This window comes from Micromonospora sp. CNZ303 (assembly GCF_004345505.1).
On the sequence record NZ_SLVT01000014.1, the window covers coordinates 107,328 to 122,480 of the forward strand.

13 protein-coding genes are annotated in these 15,153 nt (G+C 75.1%); 5 read left to right on the plus strand and 8 right to left on the minus strand.

Going from position 1 to position 15,153, the window contains the following annotated elements:
- Positions 1-7: 7 nt before the first annotated feature.
- From EV374_RS21890 to EV374_RS21930, 8 genes are all read right to left on the minus strand, one after another.
- On the minus strand, positions 8-2,881 hold the full coding sequence (locus EV374_RS21890) for a helix-turn-helix transcriptional regulator (protein WP_486485887.1): 2,874 nt from the start codon (positions 2,879-2,881) through the stop codon (positions 8-10).
- 85 nt (positions 2,882-2,966) lie between these two features.
- Entirely contained in the window at positions 2,967-3,578 is a 612-nt protein-coding gene (locus tag EV374_RS21895) for a TetR/AcrR family transcriptional regulator (RefSeq protein WP_132238292.1), read from the minus strand.
- 540 nt (positions 3,579-4,118) lie between these two features.
- Positions 4,119-5,399, minus strand: coding sequence for an ABC transporter substrate-binding protein (locus EV374_RS21900; RefSeq protein WP_132238294.1), 1,281 nt, complete (start codon positions 5,397-5,399; stop codon positions 4,119-4,121).
- 180 nt (positions 5,400-5,579) lie between these two features.
- Positions 5,580-6,695: a branched-chain amino acid ABC transporter permease gene (locus EV374_RS21910; protein WP_132238296.1), complete on the minus strand. Its 1,116-nt coding sequence runs from the start codon at positions 6,693-6,695 to the stop codon at positions 5,580-5,582.
- Positions 6,692-7,570 (minus strand): branched-chain amino acid ABC transporter permease, encoded by an 879-nt coding sequence (locus EV374_RS21915; RefSeq protein ID WP_132238298.1) that lies wholly within the window; start codon positions 7,568-7,570, stop codon positions 6,692-6,694. The genes EV374_RS21910 and EV374_RS21915 overlap by 4 nt, the downstream gene beginning before the upstream one ends.
- A gap of 27 nt (positions 7,571-7,597) precedes the next feature.
- Positions 7,598-8,320, minus strand: coding sequence for an ABC transporter ATP-binding protein (locus tag EV374_RS21920; protein WP_132238300.1), 723 nt, complete (start codon positions 8,318-8,320; stop codon positions 7,598-7,600).
- Positions 8,317-9,102, minus strand: coding sequence for an ATP-binding cassette domain-containing protein (locus EV374_RS21925; protein ID WP_132238302.1), 786 nt, complete (start codon positions 9,100-9,102; stop codon positions 8,317-8,319). Before EV374_RS21925 ends, EV374_RS21920 begins: the two co-directional genes overlap by 4 nt.
- A gap of 194 nt (positions 9,103-9,296) precedes the next feature.
- Positions 9,297-10,196 (minus strand): alpha/beta fold hydrolase, encoded by a 900-nt coding sequence (locus tag EV374_RS21930; RefSeq protein ID WP_132238303.1) that lies wholly within the window; start codon positions 10,194-10,196, stop codon positions 9,297-9,299.
- 173 nt (positions 10,197-10,369) lie between these two features.
- On the opposite strand from EV374_RS21930, the gene EV374_RS21935 reads away from it, so the two are divergent.
- The 5 genes from EV374_RS21935 to EV374_RS21955 all read left to right on the plus strand — a co-directional run bounded on the left by EV374_RS21935 (position 10,370) and on the right by EV374_RS21955 (position 15,153).
- Entirely contained in the window at positions 10,370-11,584 is a 1,215-nt protein-coding gene (locus EV374_RS21935) for a hypothetical protein (protein ID WP_132238305.1), read from the plus strand.
- Positions 11,577-12,161, plus strand: a complete 585-nt coding sequence (locus EV374_RS21940) for a hemerythrin domain-containing protein (protein WP_132238307.1) — start codon at positions 11,577-11,579, stop codon at positions 12,159-12,161. Before EV374_RS21935 ends, EV374_RS21940 begins: the two co-directional genes overlap by 8 nt.
- Before the next feature lie 163 nt (positions 12,162-12,324).
- Complete coding sequence (locus EV374_RS21945; protein ID WP_132238309.1) at positions 12,325-13,116, plus strand: shikimate dehydrogenase; 792 nt, start codon at positions 12,325-12,327, stop codon at positions 13,114-13,116.
- A gap of 210 nt (positions 13,117-13,326) precedes the next feature.
- Positions 13,327-14,199, plus strand: coding sequence for an STM4015 family protein (locus EV374_RS21950; protein WP_486485888.1), 873 nt, complete (start codon positions 13,327-13,329; stop codon positions 14,197-14,199).
- 6 nt (positions 14,200-14,205) lie between these two features.
- Positions 14,206-15,153, plus strand: a complete 948-nt coding sequence (locus tag EV374_RS21955; protein WP_132238313.1) for an STM4015 family protein — start codon at positions 14,206-14,208, stop codon at positions 15,151-15,153.

Genomic DNA, 15,153 nt, shown 5'->3' on the forward strand with positions numbered 1-15,153 from the left:
GAAGGGATTAGGAGAGGGCGCGGGCCAGTTGGGTGCGGGAGCGGATGTTGAGGCGGTGGAAGATGTTGCGGAGGTGATGGTCGACCGTACGGGTGGAGAGGAACATCCGGGCGGCGATCTCCCGGTTGGTGGCGCCCTCGGCGACCAGCCGCGCGATCCGGAGCTGCTGGCCGGTCAGCAGTCGCGCCGCCGACTCCTCCGGCGGGCCGACCGACTCCCCGGCCGCCCGCAGCTCCGTGGTGGCCTGTTCCGCCCAGGTGGCCGCCCCGAGCAGGGTGAACGCCTCCCGGGCGGCGTGCAGGTGTTCGCGCGCCGCGCGCGGTCGGCGGCTGCGGCGCAGTTCCCGGCCCAGGAGAAGCTCGGTGCGGGCCCGCTCGAACGCGCCGGCGTCCGTCGGGTGCAGCCGCAGGGCGGTGCGGAACTCCCGCTCCGCCTCGGCGCTGCCCCGCGGCGCGAGCAGCCCGTGGCAGCGCGCGGAGAGGGCCCGGCGCGACGGGCTGGCCGTACTGCTGGCCCACCGGTCGAAGACGGCGAGGGCGGCGTTTGCCGCCGGCCGGTCCACGACGGCGGCGGCCGCCTCCACCAGGTACGGGGTGGCCATCACCAGGACCAGTACCTGCCCCCGGCCCGTGCCCGGGCAGGCCAGCGCGGCCAGTCGCGCGGCGGCGGCGGCCGGCCGGTTGTCGACCAGGTCGAGCACCGCCAGGGCCCACTGCGCGAGGGCGCGGGGCCGGCTGTGCGCGCCCGGGTCCTCGCCGATCTCCCGGATCCGGCGCAGGGCGGTGTCACGGTCGGCCCGGACGGCGGCCAGCACCGCCAGCATGCCCAGGTGTACGCCGGCCCAGTTCTCCTGGCCGACGTCCCGGGCGATCCGCAGCCCCTCCCGGGAGGTGTCCGTCGCGGCGTCGTGCCGGCCCAGCCAGTACTCGGCGGCTGCCCGCAGCTCCAGGGCGCGCGGCAGGGCGGACAGCTCGCCCCGCTCGCGGGCCAGCTCGACGGCGCGCTCGGCGAGCCGGTGCGCCGCGCCGTCCACGGCCACCAGCAGCCCGGCCGCCGCCGCGCAGGTCAGGGCCGCGGGGGTCGACGCCGGCCCGGTCAGCTGCCCGCCGAGGACGACGGCCCGGCGCAGGGCGGGCCCGGCCTGCTCGTGGTGGCCGCGCAGGGTAGCCGCGGTCCCGGCGACGTAGGCGCTCAGCAGCTCGGTGGCGGGCGGGTCGTCGGGGCGGCGCAACAGCTCCGCCCGCCGGGCCACGTCGGCGTAGCGGTACTGGTCGCCGGTGAAGCAGGCGGCCTCGCCCGCCCGCACCAGCGCGCCGAGGGCCAGCGCGCGATCGCCGGCACCACCCGTGCCGGTGGCCGTCCAATCGCCGGCGGCAGACAGGGCGCCGGCGGCCGTCCAATCGCCGGCGGCAGACAGGGCGCCGGTGGCCGCACGATCGGCGGCGGACAGGGTGTCGGCGGCCGCGCGATCGGCGGCGGACAAGTTGTCGGCGGCGGACAGCAGCGTGGTGAGCGCCGACCGGGGCCGGCCGGTGCGCAGTTCCCACTCCCCGCGCAGCAGGTCGGCCCGGCCCGCCACCGCGGCGTCCGCGCCCGGGGGCAGCTCGCCCAGCAGCAGTCGGGCCCGGTGCGCCCGGCCGGCCGACCAGGCGTACCGGGCGGCGGCCACCAGCCGGGCGGCGGCGCGCGCCGGATCGTCGGTGAGTTCGGCGGCCCGTTGCAGCGCGGCCGAGGCCGCCGCCCCCGCGCCCTCACACTCGGCCACGGCCTGCTCCAGCTCGGCGGCCAGGGCCGGATCGGGGCCCTGGGCGGCGGCGGCGAGGTGCCCCGCCCGGCGCAGCCGGTGCCCGGCCCCGTCGAGCACGCCGGCAAGCAGCCGGTGCGCCGCGCGCCGCTCGGCCAGCGGCGCGGCGGCCCGGACCACGGTCCGGACGAGGGGCTGCGGGAACGTGACCCGTCGCGGCTCGACGCGGACCAGGCCGGCGAGTTCGGCCGGCGCGAGCGCCTCGACCGCCGTGCCGGCGACCCGGGCGGCCCGGACCAGGGTGGCCGGCTCCCCGTCCTCGTCGAGCGCGGCGAGCAGCAGGACCCGGCGGGTGACGGCCGGCAACCGGTCCAGCCGGGCCCGGTAGGCGCGGCCCAGCCCGCCGTCGGGCGGGGGCGTCTCGGGCACCGGCTCCTCCCCACGGCACTGGCCCGGGGTGAGCCCCTCGGCCAGGTCGACGAGGGCCTGCGGGTTGCCCCCGGCCGCGGCGACGAGCGCGGCGGCCACGGGCGGCGCGGGTGGCCGGCCGGCCAGCCGGTCGGCGAGCAGCGCGGCGCTGTCCCGGTCGTCGAGCGGGCGGAGCCGGTGCCGGGCTATCCCGCCGAGGGGGACGTCCGCGGCCGTGGTGAGCAGGACGGCCACCGACGACCGGCGCAGGCGGCGGGCGACGAACGCCAGCGTGTCGGCGGTGGGCTGGTCGCCCCGGTCCACGTCGTCCATCGTGCACAGCAGCGGGCGGTCCCGCGCGGCGGCAGCGAGCAGGCCGAGCACGCCCAGGGACAGCGCCAGGCGCCCGTGGGCGGGGCAGCCCGCGCCGGTCAGCGCCCGCAGCAGCACCCGCCGCTGTGGTCCGGGGAGCGCGCCGGCCCGGTCCAGGACCGGGTCCAGCAGCCGTTGCAGCCCCGCGTACGGCAGGCCCGCCTCCTCGGGCAGCCCAGCGCCGGCCAGGACGGTGCAGCTCCCGGCGTGCCGGTGGGCGTAGTCGACGAGCGCGCTGCGGCCGGATCCGGGCTCGCCCTGGACCAGCAGCGCTCCCCCGCCGGCGGGCAGGTCACCCAGCAGGCGCCGGATCGCGGCGCACTCGTCGGCCCGGCCGCGCAGCACGGTTAATTGCACTGAGGATGCAGTAACCATGCAATCGAGTGTCACCTATCGGTAGCCCGATGGAAAGACCGGCGGCGCCCCCTTCGCCCCTCGCGCGTCAGCGCGGGTCGACGTCGGCCAGCAGGGCGGCGACCGTCCGGGTCATCACCGCGCGGGCCTGGTCCACGCCCAGCCCCAGCCCGTCGCGCAGCATCGACCAGGCCGGCCACATGCTCGCGGCCACCAGGGCGTGCACCACCTGGTCGCGGTCGGGACCGGCCTGTTCGAGCTCGGCGGCGAAGAGGTGCTCGACCTCGTCGCGGACGCGGGCGATGTGCTTGAGGCGGTTGCGGCGCAGCTGCCCGGAGACCGGCTCGCGCATCTGGGCGGCGCGCGCCGACGGGGCGATGAGCTGGAGCAGCCGGGCCCGCTGCCGGCAGTACGCGTCGACCCGCCGGGCCAGCGGCAGCGCCGGCGAGATCGGCCGGTGGGCGGCGTCCTGCTGCCGGAGCAGCTCCGCGCCGCTGGCCTCGAACAGCGTCTCCATGTCCTTGAAGTTGGTCCAGAGCGTCCGCAGCGAGATTCCGGCCCGCTCGGCGATGCGCTCGCCGGTCGGCCGCAGGTCGCCCTCGGAGATGAGCGCCAGGTGCGCCTCGACGATCGCCGCCCGGGTGCGTTCGGCCCGGGCGGTCCGGCCGTCGACCCGGACCGGCGCCTCGGCACCGCCCATCCGCGCCCGCCTCCTCATCGCCGTCACGTCCCCCGTACCGCCGCGCCGAGTCTAGCTGCGGGCGGCACGGCGACCGCCCGGCCCCGGCCCCACGCGGTCATCCGGCGGGCCGGTCGGCGGGGCCAGCCCCGCCGTCGGGGACGAGAGTCCGCCCGGTGAGCCGGGCCGCGTCGTCGGAGGCGAGGGAGGCGACCGCGCCGGCCCCGTCCCACGGCACCCCGAGGCGCCCCAGGGGGTACGCCCCTTCCCGACCATCGCGCCACGCCGCCGCGCGGCGGGTCCTCGCCACCGCCGCCCGGCCCGCGGATCGCCCCGAATCTGCATTCACGATGCAAATACTATGAGGGCGTCCGAGACCCGTCAACGACGGCACGTCGGCGGACAGGGCGCATCCCACCGACAGCCCTCCGGCATAACAGCACTGTCGATGCGGACAGTTCACTCTCCGGGAGAGGACGCTAAGCCTGAGCGCCCTCACCCGGAAACCAGGACCGGGCGTGGCGGGCCGGAGAACCGACGCGCCACGCCCGGTGCGCCCGGTCAGGAGGCCGTCGGCACCCCGTTGGCCGGCGGCGCCACCGGCGCGACGGTGTGCTCGCGTACCGGCCCGTCGCCCTCGTCCGTCTCGTACGTCGGCCCGAAGTAGGACTGCGTCCCCCCGCTCACCCGGGTCAGCCGCTGCCCGCCGTAGCCGGAGTGGTCGGTGTCGGAGTAGCGCAACGGGGCCAGGCCCGGCCCCTGGTAGCCGCCCTTGGCGACGGCCTCGGTCACCGCCTCGCGGGTGAGGTCCTTGCCGGCGGCGAGGAGCACCTGCACGAAGAGGTAGCCGACCGCCATGCCGTAGACGGTGTTGCCGTCGAACGGCGCGTCCCCGTTGTACTCCTTGTTGACTCTGGTGAAGAGCTGGATCCACGGGTCGGCGGCGTCGTTCTGCATCGGCAGGTAGTTGGCGCCGACCATGCCCTCCAGCAGCCCGGCGTTGGCGCCGAGCTGCTTGGCCAGCGTCGGGTGGTCGGCGCCGACGTTGGAGACGAGCCACTGTGGCGTGAAGTTCAGCCGGGCGGCGGTGCCGACGGCGAGGGCGGTGAAGCCGGGCACGGTGGCGAGGACGACCACCTGGCAGCCGGCCGCCTTGAACGCGCCGATCTGGGGTGCCACGTTGGTGTTGCTGGTGACGTACGTCTGCTTCGCCGCCACCGCGCCGGCGCCGAGCACCTTCTCCACGCCGACCAGGCTGTCCCGGCCGAAGTCGTCGTCCTGGCCGAGGAAGCAGACCTTGCGCCCCGGCAGGCTGGTCTTCACGTGCTGGGCCAGGATCTTGCCCTCCACCGTGTAGTCGGGGTTGAAGCCGAACGTGCCCGGATACCGGTCGGGCTGGTCCCAGCTGCGGCTGCCGGAGGCGACGAAGAGGTCGGGCACCCGGTTGCTCTTGAGGAAGTCGAGCACGCCGGTGTGCGTCGGCGTGCCGAGCCCGTTGAGGATGGCGAAGACCTTGTCCTGCAGGACGAGCTGGCGGACCACCTGCTGGGTGTTCGCCGGGTTGTAGCCGTCGTCCATGATCTTGTAGGTGATCTTCCGGCCGTGCACGCCCCCGTTGGCGTTGACGTGGTCGAAGTACGCCTTCGTGGCGGGCGCGATCTTGGAGTAGCCGGCGGACGCCGGACCGGTGAGCGGCATGTGCGTGCCGACCACGATCTCGGTGTCGGTGACGCCGGGGACCGCCCCCCGGCCGCCGCCGTCGTCCCCGGTGCAGCCGGCGGAGGCGACGAGCAGGGTGATGGCGGTGGCGAGCGCGAGGCCGCGCCGTGCCGTTCGTGTCATGTCAGACACCGACCTTTCCTCGGTCCGGGTGGTGGTGGGGTGCAGTGCGGCGGCGGTGAGGTGCCGCGGTGGTGGGGTGCGGCGGTGATGGGGTGGGGTGCGGCGGTGGTGGGGGCGGGTGCGGCGGCGGTGGTGGGGGCGGGTAGGACGGGTGCGGACTGCCGGGCGGACCGGGACGGCTCAGGGCCGTCGTCGGCCCGCCGGACGCGCGGAGAAGGCCCGGGCCAGCCGGGACAGCAGGCCCTGCACGCCGCCGGATGCGGCGATCATGACGACGACCAGGGTGAGCCCGAAGATCGCCAGCGGGAGGTTGCCCTCGACCCGCTGCGCGACCGCCGGCGACAGCGTGAGTTGCTCGGTGACGGCGTGCGTCAGGTCGGGCAGGGCCACCAGCAGGACGGCGCCCCAGGCCGCGCCGGCGAGGCTGCCCAGCCCGCCGATGACGACCGCCATCAGCAGGAACAGCGACAGCGTCAGCGAGAAGGCCCCGGGCGACACACTCTGCGCGAGGACCGCGAGCAGGGCGCCGCCCAGCCCGGCGCCGGCCGCGCTGACCACGAAGGCGAGGACCTGGGTGCGGGCGACGTGGATGCCGGCGAGGCGGGCGGCGACCTCGTCGTCACGGACCGCCCGGAAGGTGCGGCCGTACCGGCTGCGGACCAGGTTGGCCAGCAACAGCAGGGCCAGCAGGGTGGCCGCCGCGGTCACCCAGAGCTGCCAGCGCTCGTAGGGGAAGTGGACGCCGAGGGCCACCGGCGGAGGCTCGACCGGCACCGCCAACCCCTGCTCGCCGTTGAACACGCCGTCGAAGGTGACGGTCAGCGCCGGCACCACGACCGCCACGGCCAGGGTGACGCCGGCCAGGTAGGGCCCGCGCAGCCGGGCGGCGGCCACCCCGACCACGGCGCCCACCGCGAGGGCGGCCAGGACGGCCGCGCCCAGCGAGACCGGGAGCAGCCAGCCGCCGGTCATCCCGGCGTCGGCGAAGGCGTTCTGGCACAGCGCCACGGTGTACGCGCCGGTCGCCATCAGCGCGCCGTGCCCCAGCGAGAGCTGACCGTTGAGCCCGGTGAGGACGGTCAGCCCGGCGGTGGCGCACAGGTAGGCGGCCACGGTGGCGAGCTGGAAGTTACGGAACGGCTCCAGCCCGTAGCTGGCGGCCACCAGCAGCAGCGCGGCGACGGCCGCGAGGCCGAGGTGGCGCAGCAGGGTCGAGCCGCGGCGGGGATCGGCGGGGCCGGTGCGGCCGGCCCGGGCCTGCGTGTCCGGCGGGGTCACCGCCCGGGTGGCGCTCACACCCGCCTCGCCGCGACCGGGGCGAACAGCCCGGCGGGACGGACCAGCAGCACGGTCAGCAGCAGCACCAGCACCGCGAGCGGGGTGACGTCGCTGCCGGCGTAGCCGCTGACGTAGGAGAGCAGCAACCCGACCGCGAGGCCCCCGACCACCGCCCCCGGTGGACTGTCCAGGCCGCCCACCACCGCGGCGGTGAACGCCGAGACGAAGACCAGGTCCATCGCGTGCGGGTGCAGGCCCAGCTCGGTGGGGATGACAAGCATGCCGGCCAGCGCGCCGACCCCGGAGGCCAGCGCCCAGCCGAGGGTGAGCATGCCGCCCACGTTCACCCCGAGCAGCCGGGACACCTCGGGGGCGAACGCCGCCGCGCGCATCCGCAGGCCCACCGCCGTGCGGGTGAAGGTCCAGGCGAGCCCCACGACCACCACCGCGACCGCCGCGAAGACGAACAGGTCGTACGGCGACAGGACGGCGACGCCGCCCACGGTCAGCGGGTTGCGGGAGAAGGGCGTCCCGGCGGGCAGGAACTCGCTGCCGTACGCCATGCCGAGGACGGCCTGGATCAGCAGCACCAGCCCGAGCGCGACGATCACCGGATTGAGCGGCGAGGCGTGGTCGACGAAGCGCATGACGACCACGTCCACCGCCGCGCCGAGGAGCAGCCCGGCGGCCAGCGCGGCCAGGAACCCCAGCCAGTACGAGCCGGTCGCGGCGGAGACGCTGTAGGCGACGTACGCGGTGGCGACGGCCATCGCGCCCTGGGCGAAGTTGACGATCCGGGCCGCCCGCCAGATGAGCACCAGGGCCAGGGCGAACGCGGCGAGGACCGCGCCCCTGGACAGTCCGTCGAGGGTGAGGAAGACGAAGCGGTCCAACGGTCCTCCCTTGCGGGGACGAGGGGGTCAGAAGCCGAGGTAGGCGTGCCGCAGGTCGGCGTCGTCGCGCAGCCGGGCGGCCGGGGCGGTGGTGACGATCCGGCCCAGGGACATCACCACGCCCTGGTCGGCGATCCAGAGCGCGCTGCGCACGTTCTGCTCGACCAGCAGCACGGTCAGCCCGGTGTCGTCGCGCAGCCGGCGCAGCAGGGCCATGGTCTGGGCGACCACCCGCGGCGCCAGGCCGAGCGACGGCTCGTCGAGCAGCAGCAGGCGGGGCCGACCGACCAGCGCCCGGCCGAGGGCGAGCATCTGCCGCTCGCCGCCGGAGAGCTGGTGCCCGAGGTGTCGCCGCCGCCGGGCCAGCGGCGCGAAGAGCTGGTAGACCTCGTCGAGGGCGCGGGCGGCGTCGGCCCGGTCACGCCGCCACAGCCCGCCGAGGCGCAGGTTCTCGTCGACCGTGAGCTCGCCGACGACCCCGCGTCCCTCCGGCACGTGGGCCATGCCGCGGCGCACGAGCTGCTCGACCGGGACGCCGCGCAGGTCCTCCCCGGCCAGCGCGACCCGACCGGCCGCCGGGCGGAGCATGCCGGACAGCGCGCGCAGCAGGGTGGTCTTGCCGGCGCCGTTGGCGCCGACCACCGCCGCGATGGCGCCCCGCGCCACGGTCAGGTCGATCCCGTGCAGCACCGGCGCGCCGCCGTAGCCGGCCACCAGGCCGCGCACCTCGAGCAGGGCCTCGCCGGTCATGCGGCGGCCTCGTCGACCGCCGCGCCGAGGTAGGCGTCGGCGACGGCCGGGTCGTCGCGCACCTCGTCGGGGGTGCCGGTGGCGATCACCCGGCCGAAGTCGAGCACCACGATCTCGTCGCAGACGGCCATCACCAGATCCATGTGGTGCTCCACCAGCAGCACCGCGCAGGGGTCGGCGTCGCGGCGGGGCAGCCCCCGGATCAGCTCCGCCAGCTCGGCGATGTCGTCGGCGCCCAGGCCCCCGGCGGGTTCGTCGAGCAGGAGCAGCCGGGGACGCGCGGCCAGCGCGCGGGCCAGGGCGACCCGCTGGCGTACGGCGAAGGGCAGCGTGCCCGGCGCGGCGTCGGCGTGCCCGGCGATGCCCAGGGTGTCGAGGACGTCGAGGGCGTGCCGGCGCAGCCGTTGCTCGTCGCGGTCGCTGCGCGGCAGGCCGAGCAGGGCGGCGAGGAAGCCGGCGCGGGCCGTGTGGGTGGCCCCGGTCATCACGTTCTCCACCACGCTGAGCCCGGCGAAGAGCCCGGTGCCCTGCAGGGTGCGGGCGACGCCGAGGCGGGTGAGCCGGTGCGGGCGCGGGCGCAGCGGCCGGCCGTCGAGGGTCAGGGCGCCCTCGTCCGGCGCAACGAAGCCGCAGACGACGTTGAACAGCGTGGTCTTGCCGGCCCCGTTGGGACCGATCACGCCGACCACCCGACCGGGCGGTACCCGCAGCGAGACGTCGTCGAGGGCGGTGAGGCCGCCGAAGCGGACCCCGATGTGGTGCAGTGCGAGCCCTTGCTCCATCACCCGTCCCCCCGGCAGCCGCCAGTATTTACACTGGGAGTGTACGTTTCTGACGGGGGTCGTCAATACCTCCGATGCTCGCGGGCACGCTCGTCGGCCGCCGCCCGGACCTGGGCGGCGGCCGACGGTTTCTGCACCGACCGGGCAGCGATGCGCCGCGGGGCGGCCGGGGGTGACGGCCGCCCCGGGGAGCGTCAGGCGCTCGGGCAGGTGTTGCGGTACTCCTGGATGGCGGAGCCGCTCGGGCCGGGGCAGAGGAACTGCTCGTAGCGGGTGTCGTCGTCGACAAACCGCTTCAACCAGGCGACCGCCTGCCGGGCGGTGGGCGTGTTGACGGTCTGCGGGAAGAAGTGGCTGGCCCCGTTGAGCTCCAGGTACGCCTTCTCGGACGAGGCGGGGATGCTGTTGTAGAACGGCTCCGAGTGCGACGAGACCGGCGCGACACTGTCGCTCTCCCCGCCGATGATCAGGGTCGGCACCCGGACGTCGGACCAGGACTTGTCCAGGTTCCACGGCGCGAGCGGCACCGCTGCCTGCAACGACGGCCGGGAGACCGCGGCCTCCAGGCTGCCGCCGCCACCCATCGAGTGGCCGGAGACGGCGAGCCGGCTGGCGTCGATCCGGCCGCGTACGGAGCTGCGCTGCGTCAGGTAGTCGAGCGCCGCGAGCAGTTGCCGACCGCGGCTGTCCGGCTGGTCGAGGCGCGTGTTGGTCTCGATGCCGATCACCACGAACCCGTGCGAGGCGATCCGCGGCCCGAGCCAGTCGATGCTGGACCAGGCGGCCGTGTAGCCGGGCGAGATGGCGACGGCGCCGAAGGTGCCCTCGGCGGTGCTGGTCGGGTAGTAGATGACGCCGCCGCCGAAGCCGGTGACGCTGAGCGAGGAGACGTTCTGCGACGCGGTGGCGAACGGGCCGCGGCTGGCCTCCAGCAGGGCGACGCTCGGGGCGGGGCCGCGCTCGTACGGGTTGGCGGCGGCCTGGGCGGCCGGTGGGGCGGCCAGTGCGCCCGCCGTGGCCAGGACGGCGGCCACGGCCAGGCCGGCGAGGCGGGCGGCGGGACGGGGGCGGGCGGCGGTGGTTGGTGATGACACGTCGGGCACTCCCTACGGGACGGGGCATATCGACATGCATCAGTCTTCGGCGGCGCCGGCAGCGCCGCATCGGTGAAATCACCAGTCCGCCGGCCGAGGAACACCCGGCTCGCCGTTTTCGCCCGGACTGTCGGGGTAGGGCATTTGGTACCCCGGCCGAAGAAGGAGACGCCGTGTTCAACCCGTTGGAGCACAAAGGAATCCCGCTGGAGAGCCAGATCCGCAACTGGCGCGAACTCAACGTGGAGCCGATCGACCCGGAGGCGGTCGACCCGTACACCCGCTGCCGCATCATCACGATGAACGGCATCGAGGTCGAAGCGATCAACTTCCAGCACCAGTTCGCCCGCAACTGCCCGGACCAGGAGGTCCGCCGGCAGCTGGCGTACGTGCGCTACCTGGAGAGCCAGCAGCAGCGGGTGGTGAACTGGCTGCTGCCCGGCGCCGCGAGCGTGCTGGAGACGACGCTCGGCTACGAGCAGGTGGCCGTCGACCTGACCGCGTGGGTGGCCCGGCACGAGCCCGACCCGTACCTGAAGCAGAGCTACGAGTTCGGCGTGCTGGAGGACTTCGACCACCTCTACCGCTACGCCAACCTCTACGAGATGGTGGAACGCCGCAAGGCGGACAAGATCGTGCAGGGCCTGACCGAGGTCATGCCCGGCCGGCCCACCGTCGCCGAGCACCGGCACCCGTTCGACGAGGTGCGCACCCCGTACGACCGCAACAGCGTCGACCCCCGCTCCAAGCTGCACGCGCTGACCATCCTGTCGGCGGAGCAGCAGGTCATGTTCTATTACATGAACGTCGGACCGCAGTACATGGAGCCGATCGCGCGGCAGCTCTACCAGGAGATCAGCCTCATCGAGCAGGAGCACGTCACGCACTACGAGTCGCTGCTCGACCCGGGCGAGAACTGGTGGGAGCGGCTGCTCACCCACGAGTACAACGAGTGCTGGCTCTACTACTCCTTCATGCAGCAGGAGAGCTACCCCCGCATCAAGGCGGTGTGGGAGCTGCACCTGCAGATGGAACTGGCGCACCTGCAACAGGCCGCCGACCTGCTGCGCCGCCACGACGGCCGGGAGCCGGAGGAGATCGTGGGCGGCGCGGGCCTGCCCGAGCCGCTGACCTTCGAGCCGAACAAGGAGTACCTGCGCCACCTGCTCGCCACCCAGGTCGACCTGAACAAGATCGGCGAGGGGTACGTGCGGGAGGCGCACGAGCGCTTCGAGTCGATGCAGCAGCAGCTGCACGACGGGCAGAAGCCGCCGAGCGAGCAGGTCATCGACATGCACCGGGAGCGCTTCGGCGACGAGTACCGCGTCGAGACCGAGGGGCCCCACCCGGTGGAGTCGCTGCGCGCGCGGGGAGGCAGCCATGCCTGACACCGGCGCACCGGCCACGCGCGGCCCCGAGGACGACGTCGTCGACCTGCTGCTGGCCCAGCACGCGCGGATCGAGGAGCTGTTCCTGCTGGTCATCGGCAGCACCGGGGAGACCCGCCGGGACGCCTTCGACGACCTGGTGAAGCTCCTCGCCGCGCACGAGACCGCCGAGGAGGAGGTCGTCCACCCGATGGCCCGGACGCTGCCGGGCGGGGGCGGCGACGCCATGGTCGACGAACGCCTAGCCGAGGAGCGTCAGGCCAAGGAGACGCTGAAGGCCCTGATCGCCGGCGGTGTCGACGCCGAGGGCTTCGACACCGGCATCATCCTGCTGCGCGACGCGGTGCTCACGCACGCCCGCTACGAGGAACGCCAGGAGTTCCCGCTGCTGCGCCAGCACGTGCCCGCCGACCGGCTGCGCACGATGGCCGGCGCCGTACGGATGGCGGAGGCGACCGCGCCGACACGCCCGCACCCGAGCGCCCAGTCCGCGAAGGGCAACCTCGCGGCCGGACCGGCGCTGGCGGTCATCGACCGCGTCCGCGACGCGATCCGCAGGCCGTCGTCCAGCGGCTGAGCACCCGCCGACACCAGCACACCGCGCCCACCCGACCGATTCCGGCGGGTGGGCGCGGCGCGTCCGCCGCCGTGCCCGCGCCGGGGCTGGTGCCCCCGTCGCGTAGGGTCGGCACCGCCCCCGGTCCGGCCCCGCCGGACGACCCCTGCCCGCGGAGACGCCCATGACCGAGATAGGCGGCGCCACGAGGGTGTACGCGCTGCTCGGCGACCCGATCGCCCAGGTACGCGCCCCCGGGCTGCTCAACCCGGTGCTGGCCCGGCGCGGCACCGACGCGGTGCTCGTCCCGGTCCACGCGGCGCCGGCCGACCTCACCCAGGTGGTGCGGGGGCTGCAACGGGTGGCGAACCTGGACGGGATGCTGGTGACCGTGCCGCACAAGGCCGCCGTGCTGGAACTCGCCGACCGGGCCAGCGACCGCGCCCGCCTGGCCGGCAGCGCCAACGCGCTGCGGCGCGAGGCCGACGGGACGTGGACCGCGGACACCTTCGACGGCGACGGGTTCGTCCGCGGGCTGGCCGGGGCCGGACACCACCCCCGGGGTCGCCGGGCCTGCGTGGTGGGCGCGGGCGGGGCGGGCAGCGCGATCGCGGTGGCCCTGCTCGACGCCGGTGTGGCGGAACTGCGACTCAGCGACACCGACCCGGGCCGGCTGGAGACGCTGCGGCGGCGGCTGTGCGCCGCGTACCCCGGCCGGGTCGGCGCGACCGCGCGACCGCGACTGGCCGACGCCGACCTGGCGGTCAACGCCACGCCCCTGGGGCTGCGCCCCGACGACCCGCCGCCGTTCGCGGTGGCGGACCTGCCGGCGCACGCGGTGGTCGCCGACATCATCATGACCCCGGCCGAGACGCTCCTGCTGGCCCAGGCGCGGGCCCGGGGCATGCGGGCGCACCCGGGAGAGCCGATGCTCGCCCACCAGATCGACGCCTACCTCGACTTCTTCGGGCTGTGACCGAGGTGTAAGGAGGGGCCCCCTTACACCTCGAAATCGACGACGTCCGGTTCCACCCGGCTCGGACCGTACCTGACCGTCGGTGATCTTCTTGTCGGGCGGACCTGTTACCGTCGCGCCGCCGCTGCACCAGTCGGACCGGAGGTAGGCGTGATCAGCTCGCACGTGTCGTCGTTCGTCGGATTACCGGTAGTGACCTTCACCCCGGGAATGACACTTCCCGACGATCCGTCGGCGGTCGCCTGGCGGCTGGAGGTCGAGGAGCACGACGCGGAGGCCGAGGAGTTCCTCGGTCTCGTACGGGCGCTGCGGGAGCAGGTGCCGCCCGAGGCGGTGCGCGCCCTGGTGATCGGCGAGTGGGGCGAGGCCTACGAGCGGCCGCTGCCGATCGAGCCGCTGGTCGAGGCCGCCGCGGAGTGGACGGGGCTGCGGGCGGTCTTCCTCGCCGACCTGACCTACGAGCAGTGCGAGATCTCCTGGCTCACCCACGGCGACATCACGCCGCTGCTCGCGGCGTACCCGTCGCTGGGGGTGCTGTGGGTGCGCGGGGCCCAGGGCCTGCGGCTGGAGCCGATCCGCCACGCCGAGCTGCGGGAGCTGCGGTTCGAGTCCGGCGGGCTGCCGGCCAAGGTGGTCCGTGCCGTCGGCGCGTGCGAGCTGCCGGCCCTGCACCGGCTGGACCTATGGCTCGGCAGGAAGGACTACGGCGGCGACGCGAGCGTCGAGGACCTGGCCGGGGTGCTCTCCGGCGCCGGCCTGCCGGCGCTGCGCTACCTGGCGGCGTGCAACGCCGAGATCGCCGACGCGGTGGCCGCGGCCGTCGCGACCGCGCCGGTCGTGCCCCGGCTGGAGGCGCTCGACCTGTCGATGGGGACGCTGACCGACGAGGGGGCGAAGGCGCTGCTGGCCGGCCAGCCCCTGACCCACCTGACGCGGCTCGACCTGCACCACCACTTCCTGTCGGAGGAGACGGCCGCCGCCGTGGTCGCCGCGCTGCCGGGCGTGCAGGTCGACCTGGCGGACCCGCAGACCGCCGAGGAGTACGACGGCAAGCGCTACCGCTACACCGCCGTCGGGGAGTGAACGGCGGTGGCCTTCGGTTCCCACGCAGAGCACTTCGCCGGCCGCCCGGTGGTGGACGTCCCCGTCGACGGGCCGCTGCCCACGGTGGACGGCCCGGTCTCGTGGCGGTTCGCCCTCTGGCACTTCAACGAGACCATGGAGTACAAGCTCTCGGAGGAGTTCCGCGTCGCGTTCGACCGGTTCGTCGCGCAGGCGGGGCCGTCCGTGGACTCCCTGGTCATCGGCTCCTGGGGCTACGCGGCGTTCCACACCGCCCCGGTCGCGCAACTCTGCGCGGTGGCGTCGCGCCTGCCCGCCCTGCGTGCCCTGTTCCTCGGTGACATCACCGTCGAGGAGTGCGAGGTCTCCTGGATGAAGGTCGGCGACGTCAGCCCGCTGCTGACGGCGTACCCGCAGCTGGAGGTGCTGCGGGTACGCGGTGGCGAGGACTTCGCCTTCTCCCCGGTGCGGCACGCGCGGCTGCGCGAGCTGGCGGTGGAGAGCGGCGGGCTGTCCCGGGCGTTCGTCGGCGCGGTGCTCGACTCCGACCTGCCCGCGCTGACCGACCTGGAGCTGTGGCTCGGCACCTCCGACTACGGCGGCGACGCGCAGGTCGCCGACCTCGCCCCGCTGCTGGCCGGGGAGCGGTTCCCGCAGCTGCGCCGGCTCGGCCTGTGCAACTCGGAGATCGCCGACGACCTCGCCCGGGCGCTGGCGTCCGCGCCGGTGGTGCCCCGGCTGGAACGGCTGGACCTGTCGATGGGCACGCTCGGCGACGAGGGCGCGACGGCCCTGCTGGCCGGGCAGCCGCTGACCCACCTGGCGGAGCTGGACCTGTCCCACCACTACCTGGCGGAGGAGACCGCCGCGTCGCTGGTCGCCGCGCTGCCGGGCGTCCGGGTGGACGTCTCCGACCCGCAGGAGCCCGACGAGTACGACGGCGAGAGCTACCGCTACACGGCGGTGTCGGAGTGA

Excerpts from the sequence above, each read along its gene's own strand:
- EV374_RS21945 (WP_132238309.1), top strand. The coding sequence starts at position 12,325 with ATGACCGAGATAGGCGGCGCCACGAGGGTGTACGCGCTGCTCGGCGAC.
- EV374_RS21950 (WP_486485888.1), top strand. The coding sequence starts at position 13,327 with ATGACACTTCCCGACGATCCGTCGGCGGTCGCCTGGCGGCTGGAGGTC.
- EV374_RS21925 (WP_132238302.1), bottom strand. The coding sequence starts at position 9,102 with ATGGAGCAAGGGCTCGCACTGCACCACATCGGGGTCCGCTTCGGCGGC.
- EV374_RS21920 (WP_132238300.1), bottom strand. The coding sequence starts at position 8,320 with ATGACCGGCGAGGCCCTGCTCGAGGTGCGCGGCCTGGTGGCCGGCTAC.
- EV374_RS21940 (WP_132238307.1), top strand. The coding sequence starts at position 11,577 with ATGCCTGACACCGGCGCACCGGCCACGCGCGGCCCCGAGGACGACGTC.
- EV374_RS21895 (WP_132238292.1), bottom strand. The coding sequence starts at position 3,578 with ATGGGCGGTGCCGAGGCGCCGGTCCGGGTCGACGGCCGGACCGCCCGG.
- EV374_RS21900 (WP_132238294.1), bottom strand. The coding sequence starts at position 5,399 with ATGACACGAACGGCACGGCGCGGCCTCGCGCTCGCCACCGCCATCACC.